Origin of the sequence: Clostridium sp. Cult2, assembly GCF_021655075.1 — a bacterium.
Taxonomy (GTDB): Bacteria; Bacillota; Clostridia; order Tissierellales; family Tepidimicrobiaceae; genus Schnuerera.
Genome location: NZ_PPXX01000077.1, coordinates 1 through 9,774, shown reverse-complemented (window position 1 = coordinate 9,774; position 9,774 = coordinate 1). Strand labels below are relative to the sequence as shown.

Below are 9,774 nucleotides of genomic sequence, written 5' to 3'. Positions count from 1 at the left end.
CATCTCCCCCTAAAAAGTTATTCATAGGGGTATTATATTTTAAAGGTGGACCAGTTTTCAACTGAAATGGTGGCCTACTTTTAGATTAACATAAACATCAAAAACACAATGTAGCCCAAACGCTCCTGCTAAAGTTAATTCTACTGCAATTTATAACAATTTTCAAAGGAGAAGTATACATCATAAAGATACTATTCAAAATATTGTAAAAACTATACGAGAATATTTAATGGTTGATAAAAAGTGGAAATAATAATTAGTATTATATATTAATTAAAGGTTATGACACAGTATTCTGGTTTTATGCCCCAAAGCAAATTAAAAAGATTGTATACTAATATGGTAACTATTGCAAAATTGAATTTGTTTCAGTTATTCAGATTCATTGATAAGAAATATGGAATACGGTCATTTAACCGATTAGAAAACTTGAAAATACCTTGTAGCCCTTCTTATATTATATAGAGTTTAAGAAATAGGAATTTTATAATATAGGGAGGGCTTATACTATGCATTTAAAACCAGAAGAAATTTATTCTAAGTTTAATGAGGTAAATATTAAGATTAAGATTCCCAAGGGATTGTTATTATTATTGCTACGGCAGATAAATAGGCATCTAGAAGTTTTAAGATATGAAGAGGGAGTTATAGATGACTTTGCAATCCATGAAAATATCGCCAATACAGAAATGATAATGACTAAAGTACTTATTTTAATGGCTGAACCGTACAATAGGAAGGAAATTTTACTTGAACTAAATATAGCAGAATTTTTAGTTTTTAGGGAGTGTGTACACTTAAATTTACAATTAATGGGCATATACAATAAGAAATATGAGGACCTTGTATGGCAAATAAAAAGTATATATTCTATGATTAGTAAAGAGGATATAAAGGAATATAGGGATTACATTAATAACTATCAAGAAAATAGGACTGCTTTGAATTGATATTGGTTTGGAATGTTGGCGATTTGTTCGCCAATATTTTTTTATAAGTTAGAATTAATACAATTGTAAAATAATCTTAATATTATTCTGCTTTTTTTGCAGTTCTAGAAAAATTTTGTGTTATGCTAAAAATAAATAAAGGGAAAAGTGAGGTATATACGAAATGGAAAATAATATAGTGAGCCTAGACAATTTTAGATTAAAAAAGATTGAACAAAAGCATAAATCCACCCGTGGTTTTCATCTTAAAGAAAGAAAAAAGAAATTATATCTTACTGAAAAAGAAGTAGAGATTTTATTAGATTTCCTCGATGAAGATATAGGCTATGCAAACGAAGAAGAGGAAATGTTTATAAAACAGAATGAATGGAAGATAGTGGAGAATTGCAGAAAAGATAGACAGGATTGTGAAAGAATTAAAAAAATAATAAAGGATAATATAGAAACCTACGAAGATTATGTTATGTTAGAACGTGATGACATAAGTTTTCTTGATTTAGAAATACACATACGTAATTCTAGCACAGATAAGGAAGAAGAAGAAAGAAATTTTAAAAAATATGAAACAATAATGAAAAAATTCGATGAAAAATTAATAGATAAAAGACCAATTATATGAATTAGGGGTAAAGGGGCAAAGGGCTTAGAGTATAAGGGGTTTAGAACCATACCAGAGAGCGGAACATGATAGGCTATACCATTTGCCAAGTATAGGAAAAGGCATTGATAGGGAAAACCTACTAATGCCTTTCTTCATTTCTTTAATTATATTTTTCATATAAGTTTTGCATTTTACTGGTGAATGACAGTAATGCAATAAATGAAAAACCTACGAATAAGCCTATAACAAAGCGTATAACAATGTTTTGAATGGTTACAACAAAAGGTATTAAGAATATGTTTGCTAGTATAAGCAATCTTATAGTTCTAAAAATACTTCCTTTCATGATACTTAAATGCCTCCTTGTCCAAGTAATACATAGAATTTTACTTGGTCACTATAACCTATTTCAAATTTAACTTTAACGTTTAAAATAAAGTTGTTATATGATAAAATTAAAGTACACAGAACGAATGGATTAAAATGCCATTGACACAGACATCTTAAAGATGCCTTGAGGTCAGTGGCATTTTTTTATTTGCAATTTTAAAGTATCGGAGGTAATTCAATGGCTAAAAGAAGCAATGATTGGGATTCAAACAAATTAAATAGATGGATAAAGGAAGGCAGGGGTCAGGGAGAAGGGAAGGAATATAAGCCTTGGCTAACTGTGCAGGATTTCCCTAGTATGGGCAGGGTAACAAGAGTTTTTGGATGGACAACACAAAGAATACATCATTTTTTTTCAGATACGCAATTAAAGTATTTTTATTTATTAGATTGGGAAGAAAAAGTTATCGATATTCGAGAACATTATCCATTAATAGATTTAGAAGTAGTGTTGAACGACATATCGGATTTAAGACTTGATAAGTTTATAGACAGGAAAACCAAGGAAACGTATATACTAACCACCACATTCTTGATTACGCTTTTGAACTCTGATGGGCAAAAGAGTTTTGCTGCAAGAAGTATAAAATATGCTTCGGAATTGTCTAAAAAGAGTACAATCGAGAAACTGGAAATTGAAAGGAGGTACTGGAAGGCTCAAGGAATTGATTGGGGCATTGTGACAAATAAGGACATTAATGATGTCAGGGCAAAAAATATAGAATGGGTTCATTCAGTGATGAATTCTGATGACTGCAACGGTCTTACTAAGGCTGAGTTTGATGACTTATTTGACGGTATTTTATACAGATTTATTGATAATAAGCAGAGCATAAAGAACATTATAGCAGGATTTGAAAAAGACTATTCACTAGATGTCGGAATGGGATTACTATTATTTAAACGTTTAGTTGCAGAGAAAAGGATAGTTCTAGATATGGATAAGCCTATCAATCTTAGTCAAACAGGGAAATCAGTTTACATGCCTGAAATAAGTGACAAAGGGGGAAATAATGATGTTAAGGTATACGGTTAATTCTTTACTAGAATGGAAAGACGGGACTGAAAGTACTAGCATTGAGAGACTTCTGTGGATTGATGATGAAATAGCCTATGTAATTGATTTAAATAAAAATAAAGTTCCTTATATTCGAAGACAGAAGGATATGGAAGATGCATTGGCTGGAGGGAAGGCAGAAATAAAAGATGATGACGAATTTATAGTTGTGTTAAAGGAAGAAGATATACCTGTAAAACATAAGGAAATTAGGGATAGGGCGTGGGAAGTAATTAAGGATATGGTAGATAAGGAGCCAGATATTTTTCAATCTACTTTTAGAGGGAAGTTAATTAAAAGAGCCTCCGAAACCTGTGGATTAAGTGAATCATGGATTCTGGAATATTTAAAAAGGTACTGGAAAAGGGGGAAAACTTGCAACGCTTTATTACCAGATTACCGAAACTGTGGAGCAAAGGGCAAAGAGAGAAAGGCTGGAAATGTGAAAAGAGGAAGACCTAGAACTAATCAGTCTATTATAGGAGAAGGGGTAAATGTTACTGAGGATATAAAAAGAATCTTTCGTATTGCTGTAAATAAATACTACTACACCACAGCAAAAAACTCCTTGACATTGACATATGAACTGATGAGAAAGGAATATTTTTCAGATGGGTTTAAAGAAGAAAATGGAGTAAAGATACCTGTTTTAAAATCCCAATCAGAGATTCCTTCTTTTGGACAATTTCGTTATTGGTTCGAAAAGGAGCGTAATGTAAAAAAAGAAATTTCAAGTAGGTATAGCAATAAAAAGTACCAAAAGCAGTATCGACCTATTGTAGGGAGTGCGTTGAATGGCGTACTTCAACCAGGGCAATTTGAAATTGACTGTCAGGTTGGAGATGTATATCTAGTATCAAGATACAACAGAAACTGGGTAATTGGTAGGCCTGCTATATACGCAGTAATTGATAAATTCTCTCGTTTAATATGTGGTTTATATATTGGTCTTGAAACAGGCTCTTACGTAGGAGCAATGATGGCGCTCGTAAATGCTACTACTAGTAAAGTAGAGTTTTGTAAGCAGTTTGGTATAGAGATAGAAGAAAAAGATTGGCCTGTGCATCATCTACCAGAAACCATTATTGCAGACCGTGGTGAATTAGAGGGGGATAGTATAGACAATCTTATAAATACACTTAATGTGAAAGTTCAAAATACATCACCATACCGAGCGGATTTAAAGTCGGCTGTTGAAAGGTTTTTCGGTCTCACAAATGAAAGAACCAAGCCATTTTTACCAGGTGTAATAGATTTAGATGGCCGTGAAAGAGGTGACAAAGACTACAGACTAGCAGCCAAGTTGGATTTATACCAATTTACACAGATATTAATTAAATGCGTCCTATATCACAACAATCATTATCACTTAGATTATTATAAACGTGACGAAGATATGGTTCAAGATAATGTTCCTCGCATACCAATTGAACTCTGGAATTGGGGTATTGCTAATAGAGGTGGGACTCTTAGAACGGCTTCAGAGGATGTTGTTAAATTAGCACTAATGCCGTCTGATATAGCAACTGTTACTCCTAAAGGTATAAGGTATAAAGATATGTATTATACATCTAAATCTATATTGAAAAGTGGAGTCTTTGCTGATGCACGAACTAAAGGAACACGGAAGATTAGAATAAGTTATGACCCACGTAATATGGAGTATATATATGTCTATAATGATAATCCTAGCGAATATGAGAAATGCTTTTTAGTAGATGCTAGCAATAGGTATAAGGACAGAGCAATTGAGGAAATAGAGTATTTATTAGCAGTAGAAAAAATGCAGAGAGAAAGAAACAAGGATAATGTTGCACAAGCAAAAACTCAATTAATTGCTGAAATAGAGGACATAGTTCAACAAGCAGAAGAAGACTATAAAAGTGAGACAAGTACAGTAGAAAGTCATAGACAGAGAGTTAAGAATATAAGAGGGAATCGGAATGCGGAAAAAACAGTTAGAAGATTGGAAGAGGTTTTTGATTTAGGAAGTGATAATGAAGATTATCAAAGCGCTCCAGATAAAGAAAAAGAAACTTTAGAAATAGATACTTTAGAATTATTGCTTCAAAAACAGAAAGAGGTGATGAAGGATGAAGGAAGTAATGATACCGAATGGTAGTATAGCAGTAGAAGCAAAGTATACAGAACAGGTAATTTCAGATTATAGAAGGAATCCATTCATAGAAGCACTTCCTAATCTTCTTTCGCCACATGAAATAATAGAGAAGATAGCCGTTTACCCAGAATATTATAAAAGCGAAAGACAGGTAGAAGGTCACTATAGAATTCACATGATAGATAGACTATTTCAAGTTTTTCAGCCATTGCCTATGAATTTAGAATTGGAAAATAAGATATCACGTGCGTTAAGGCAAGGTTATATCTCTAGGAATCCGTTTGATAATAAACTGGCTCAAGGGTTCTATAAGGATTATTATAGTAAGAATTCAATAGGTTTAATAAATAAAGATAGATTTTATTCATCATCTCTTGGATTTACTCTGATAGGAATATCGGGGATAGGAAAAACCTCTTCTTTACAAAGGATATTAAATCTATATCCAAACGTTATAGTACATTCTGAATATAAAGGTAGCCTTTTTTCGATGTATCAGGTTGTTTATCTTAAATTGGAATGTCCTCACGATGGCTCGATAAAGGGGCTACTATATGAATTTTTTTCAGAAATAGATAGGCTTTTAGGAACAAATTATCATGAAAAAGTTATAAGGGCGAAGTCAACTGTTGATGCGATGATGACAATTATGAATCAGGTAGTAAGAAATTGTTCCTTGGGGCTTTTGATTATTGATGAGATACAGCATTTAAGCATGGCCAAATCTGGTGGAAGCGAAAAGATGTTGAATTTCTTTGTAAACCTGGTGAATAATGTAGGTGTTCCAGTTATTTTGGTTGGAACTCCAAAAGCAATAAACGTACTCCAAGGAGATTTCAGGCAGGCACGAAGGGGGTCAGGTTCTGGAGGAGATATGGTATGCGATAGGATTCAAAGAGATGGGGTGTGGGACTTATTAGTAGATTCTATATGGCACTACCAGTGGATGAGGAAAGAAACGCTCCTTACCCCTGAAATAAGTAATGTATTATATGAAGAAACCCAAGGGATACCTGATTTATTAAAAAAGGTTTATGCTATTGCTCAAGCACATGCTATATCGACAGGAAAGGAAGAGATAACTCCACAAATTATTAAAAAGGTAGCAAAAGAGAATTTAAAACTAATTCAGCCAATGATTACTGCATTAAAGACGAATAATCTGAGAGAAATTATTAAATACGAGGATATCTATATGGCGGATATTGATTATACAGATTATTTAACTCGGACGAGAGAATCTATTAACCTGGACTTGCGGGCTAAGGAGATAAAGAAAGAACAAAAGAAACTAAGGCAAGAGGGCTCTATAGGGGTAAAAAAAGAGGCTCTGATAAAACTTGTTGAGTTAGGCGTAGATATTAAAAATGCACAAAAAATAGTTGATACTATATTTTCTAAAAATCAAGACTTAGGTGTAGATGATGTGGTCGAAGGTGTGATAGAACAACTTAAGGATGAAGAAGTAGGGGGGATAGGGAAAAAAGGAACAGGTAAAATGGAAGAAAGAGAATCAGGGCGAAATGCTGTAAACTCATTTGATATTCGAACCATTGTTGAACAGGGTAAAAAGGATAATAAAAGTGCTTATGAGGCTATAAATGAATCAGGATATATTGTAAGTTTTAAAGATGATATTTTTGCCAAGGGGGTGATATAGTGAACTTTTTTCCTACACCTTATCCAGACGAAATATTATATAGTACGCTGGCACGATACTGTATACGAAGTGGTAATATAAAAGAAATCCATAATTTTGAGGATTTATTCGGAACAAGGAACTGTATAGCAGTTATGGAACTGTCTACACAATTAGATGCATTAATTGAAAATATGCCTATCAGTACAAAATATACAGCAGAATATTTTATCTATAAGCATACCTTATTTCCTTATCTTGCAGCATTTATCCCACGAGACAGGGCTGAAAAGATAATTGAAACTATGAAAAATGGTGAAGGGGCAGTTTCCTACATGAGGATAGGTCTAATATCAAATTCTATCAATTTAAATAAATACTTTCGATTTTGTCCTGAGTGTTTTAAAGAGGACATAGAAAGATTTGGAGAGCCATATTGGCACAGAAGTCATCAGGTTACAGGGGTATTTGTATGTTTAAAACATAAGATACCCCTTTGTGATAGCACAGAACTCATAAGGGCAGGTAACAGACAGAGGTTTATTAGTGCATCCCATGAGAACTGTATAGTAGAAAAAGAAATAAGGTATTCAAATGATTTGATGGAGAAGATGCTTTTGATGGCAGAGGATTCAGAAATACTTTTAAACAATCAGTTTGGATTTAGGGAAGGTGAATGGTTTAGAAGTCAGTTTCGGGTTAAATTGATAGAAAAAGGCTATGCAAGGATGAACAACTATATTCATCAAAAGAAGTTAAAGAAAGACTTTGTGGATTTTTATGGCCATGAATACTTGGCACTTGTTCAATCCTCTGTATCAGTTAATAGCGGAGGTTGGCTACCTGATATGGTTAGAAATAATGATAGGACAACCTATTCAATAAGGTATCTATTATTAGCAAGGTTTCTCGAAATTCCAGTGGCTGATTTATTTAATACAAAACTTGGCTCTAATGATGAAGATGAAAACAATATTGATGCTTATCAGGAACTGTGGGACCAGAGGTTGATAGAACTTACCCAGTCAGGACTATCAATCCGAGAAATATCAGATATATTAAAGTCATCTGCAAAAACAATTAGAAAGGCTATTGATAGGTTAGGAGTAGAAGAGTTTTGGAAATTTAATGGTGGTGGAAAATATCTTCACAACAAGTTTACTGATACAGAAGAATTTAGAATGAAAAGGGAAAGGTTAAGGGAAAAGTGGCTTGAACTCCATGCTCAATATCCTAATAAAAGCAGCAGTCAAATTCGTAGAAATAACGATGGAGTTTATGCATGGCTAAAAAGATATGATAGTGAATGGATGGAAGAAAACTATCGCAGAATAAAAACAGTAGTTAACACTGTTGATTGGGATAAAAGAGATGCTGAATTGCTTCCTAAAGTTAAGGAAGTGATAAAAGAAATGAAGGAAGGCAAGCCTGAAAGGATAACATGGTCAACTATAGGAGGCAAGTTAGGGATTAGCGGCTGGCTCTCTAAAAGGAAGGAGAAACTCCCATTGACAAAGGCATATATAGACTCAGAATTAGAAAGCCTGGAAGAATTCCATATAAGGAAAATAAAATGGGGTATCGGGGAAATAGACAGACAGGGAAAAGAGATGACACTATGGAATTTGGCAGAAACAGCAGGAGTTAAGCCAAGATATATGGAAAAAGTTCAAGAAAAGATTAAAGAAGCATTAGAGAATGAAGGATATGATGCTAATTTTCTAACATTCTAACCTAGATGATAATAATTTAATCAAGGTATGTGCAAAGAGATAAATTATAAAAAAGAAGATATATAGAAAATGAATGATATAATATAGATATCTGAGGAATAAAGTAATTATTCTGATATATTTTTATGAGATAATGTTCCTAAAAAGATGAGAAGTTTCCCATAAAGGAGATACAGAATGGATAAGCATAGTGAGGTAATTAAAAACTATTTAGATAATAAAGATAAATACTTCTGCGATGACTGTTTATCAAAATTGCTGAGCATCGAACCACGTCAAACTATTAATGCTGTTTGTAATAAATTATTTAGGCAAGATATGATAAACCGTTGTAAAGGCGAATGTTCATACTGTAAAAAGATTAAAATAGTAAATGGTATTGGTCATACGTATAATAACGAAGTGGTAAATCATGAAGTAAACAGTCAGAATCATCGCTCGAATCTACAAAACACAAATAATAATGGCGTTTTTTCAAGGCTCCCTTTTGATGAATTTGAAAACAGAGTGGGATTATATTTAAATAGAAAACTTAAGGATAGTTTCTATGAAAAGCCATTAATTGTAGGTGTTAATAAAGTTCATAAGTTTGATTTGGTTTCATTGGATAACTCCATTGTAGCAGAATGTAAAAGTTATACTTGGACAAAGGATGATAACTTTCCTTCTGCTAAAATATCAACTGCAATAGAAGCAGTCTTTTATCTTTCTAGAATAATTGCTGAAAGAAAAATTATAGTTTTCCAAGATGATTTTAATAAAAAAGGAGAAAGTCTAGTAGAAACTTTTATAAGAAGATATGATGGAATACTTGATGATGTTGAAGTATGGAGATATTTAGTCGGAGAATCAATTGAATATGATAGAATTGAAATAAAACGGGAAGGAAAAGAATGCTGGTATAAAAATCTATATAAATAAAAGATAATCTGATATCGAAAACAAATTTATATATATAATGGTATCCTTATTCCCTTGCTCCTTACCCCTTGTTCCTGTATCTATGTCCCCATCAAATAAAGTCCTATCATTATGCAAATTCATTTTAGAATGCAAATAAAGTACTATTAGAAAACCATAGGGAAAAGGTATAAGGAATGCCTAGGAACTATGGTTTTTTTATTAGAATTTTAATTAGAAGAGAAAAAAGAGATAAGGCTCAAGGTCAGGTAAATCAATGGATTGAAAGATTGAATGGATAAGAAAATGGAAGAATAAATGGACAAAATCTCCCCTTATCCCTAGTTCCTAAATCCTATTATTTCCTCAATCCTAATAGAACTTT

The 9,774-nt window shown here is 32.7% G+C and carries 7 protein-coding genes; all 7 read left to right on the top strand.

What is annotated here, in order from left to right:
• Window positions 1–509 precede the first annotated feature (509 nt).
• The 7 genes from C3E90_RS08325 to C3E90_RS08295 all read left to right on the top strand — a co-directional run bounded on the left by C3E90_RS08325 (window position 510) and on the right by C3E90_RS08295 (window position 9,410).
• Window positions 510–950, top strand: a complete 441-nt coding sequence (locus C3E90_RS08325) for a hypothetical protein (protein WP_129723532.1) — start codon at window positions 510–512, stop codon at window positions 948–950.
• Between the two features lie 178 nt (window positions 951–1,128).
• Window positions 1,129–1,569 (top strand): hypothetical protein, encoded by a 441-nt coding sequence (locus tag C3E90_RS08320; RefSeq protein WP_236915176.1) that lies wholly within the window; start codon window positions 1,129–1,131, stop codon window positions 1,567–1,569.
• A 550-nt stretch (window positions 1,570–2,119) separates the two neighbouring features.
• Window positions 2,120–2,977, top strand: coding sequence for a TnsA endonuclease C-terminal domain-containing protein (locus C3E90_RS08315; RefSeq protein ID WP_236915175.1), 858 nt, complete (start codon window positions 2,120–2,122; stop codon window positions 2,975–2,977).
• Entirely contained in the window at window positions 2,958–5,120 is a 2,163-nt protein-coding gene (locus C3E90_RS08310; RefSeq protein ID WP_236915174.1) for a Mu transposase C-terminal domain-containing protein, read from the top strand. Before C3E90_RS08315 ends, C3E90_RS08310 begins: the two co-directional genes overlap by 20 nt.
• On the top strand, window positions 5,092–6,777 hold the full coding sequence (locus C3E90_RS08305; RefSeq protein ID WP_236915173.1) for an ATP-binding protein: 1,686 nt from the start codon (window positions 5,092–5,094) through the stop codon (window positions 6,775–6,777). The genes C3E90_RS08310 and C3E90_RS08305 overlap by 29 nt, the downstream gene beginning before the upstream one ends.
• Entirely contained in the window at window positions 6,777–8,489 is a 1,713-nt protein-coding gene (locus C3E90_RS13515) for a TnsD family transposase (RefSeq protein ID WP_236915172.1), read from the top strand. The genes C3E90_RS08305 and C3E90_RS13515 overlap by 1 nt, the downstream gene beginning before the upstream one ends.
• A 177-nt stretch (window positions 8,490–8,666) precedes the next feature.
• Window positions 8,667–9,410: a hypothetical protein gene (locus C3E90_RS08295; protein WP_207654924.1), complete on the top strand. Its 744-nt coding sequence runs from the start codon at window positions 8,667–8,669 to the stop codon at window positions 9,408–9,410.
• Window positions 9,411–9,774: the final 364 nt, after the last annotated feature.

What these genes read in the sequence shown, in the direction of transcription:
- C3E90_RS08325 (WP_129723532.1), top strand. Translation starts at nt 510, where the DNA reads ATGCATTTAAAACCAGAAGAAATTTATTCTAAGTTTAATGAGGTAAAT.
- C3E90_RS08315 (WP_236915175.1), top strand. Translation starts at nt 2,120, where the DNA reads ATGGCTAAAAGAAGCAATGATTGGGATTCAAACAAATTAAATAGATGG.
- C3E90_RS08310 (WP_236915174.1), top strand. Translation starts at nt 2,958, where the DNA reads ATGTTAAGGTATACGGTTAATTCTTTACTAGAATGGAAAGACGGGACT.
- C3E90_RS08305 (WP_236915173.1), top strand. Translation starts at nt 5,092, where the DNA reads ATGAAGGAAGTAATGATACCGAATGGTAGTATAGCAGTAGAAGCAAAG.
- C3E90_RS08295 (WP_207654924.1), top strand. Translation starts at nt 8,667, where the DNA reads ATGGATAAGCATAGTGAGGTAATTAAAAACTATTTAGATAATAAAGAT.